We start from the raw sequence: 1,175 nt of genomic DNA on the forward strand, positions 1-1,175 counted from the left end.
ATGACGGATGTAGTGATCGTATCGGCCGCGCGGACCGCGGTCGGCAAATTCGGCGGCTCGCTGGCAAAGATTGCGGCGCCGGAACTGGGCGCGACGGTGATCCGCGCAGTGCTGGAGCGTGCGGGCGTGAAGCCCGAGCAGGTCAGCGAAGTGATCATGGGCCAGGTGCTGACGGCCGGCTCCGGGCAGAACCCGGCGCGGCAGTCGCTGATCAAGGCGGGGTTGCCGAACGCCGTGCCGGGGATGACGATCAACAAGGTGTGCGGCTCGGGCCTGAAGGCCGTGATGCTGGCGGCCAACGCGATCGTCGCGGGCGACGCGGACATCGTGGTCGCGGGCGGCCAGGAGAACATGAGCGCGGCGCCGCACGTGCTGCCGGGCTCGCGCGACGGGTTCCGGATGGGCGACGCGAAGCTGGTGGACACGATGATCGTCGACGGGCTGTGGGACGTGTACAACCAGTACCACATGGGTATCACGGCGGAGAACGTCGCGAAGGAATACGGGATCACGCGCGAAGCGCAGGACGCGTTCGCGGCGCTGTCGCAGAACAAGGCGGAAGCCGCGCAGAAGGCCGGGCGCTTCGACGACGAGATCGTGCCGGTGTCGATTCCGCAACGCAAGGGCGAGCCGCTGCAGTTCGCGACCGACGAGTTCGTGCGTCACGGCGTGACGGCGGAGTCGCTGGCGGGGCTGAAGCCGGCGTTCTCGAAGGACGGCTCGGTGACGGCGGCGAACGCGTCGGGGCTGAACGACGGCGCGGCGGCGGTGCTGGTGATGTCGGCGCAGAAGGCGGCGGCGCTGGGGCTGACGCCGCTTGCGCGGATCAAGGCGTACGCGAACGCGGGCGTGGATCCGAGCGTGATGGGCATGGGTCCGGTGCCGGCGTCGCGCCGGTGCCTGGAGCGCGCGGGCTGGACGCCGGGCGACCTGGACCTGATGGAGATCAACGAGGCGTTCGCGGCGCAGGCGCTGGCGGTGCACAAGCAGATGGGCTGGGACACGTCGAAGGTGAACGTGAACGGCGGGGCGATCGCGATCGGTCATCCGATCGGCGCGTCGGGTTGCCGGATCCTGGTGACGCTGCTGCACGAGATGGTCAAGCGCGATGCGAAGCGCGGGCTGGCGTCGCTGTGCATCGGCGGCGGGATGGGCGTCGCGCTCGCGGTCGAGCG

Annotated in this window: 1 protein-coding gene; it reads left to right on the top strand. The window is 70.0% G+C overall.

Going from position 1 to position 1,175, the window contains the following annotated elements:
• Positions 1-1,175: acetyl-CoA C-acetyltransferase (locus WT24_RS02960; RefSeq protein WP_060031158.1), on the top strand; the 1,175-nt coding region annotated here is incomplete at both ends.

This window comes from Burkholderia sp. MSMB1078WGS (genome assembly GCF_001528895.1).
Classification (GTDB): Bacteria; Pseudomonadota; Gammaproteobacteria; order Burkholderiales; family Burkholderiaceae; genus Burkholderia.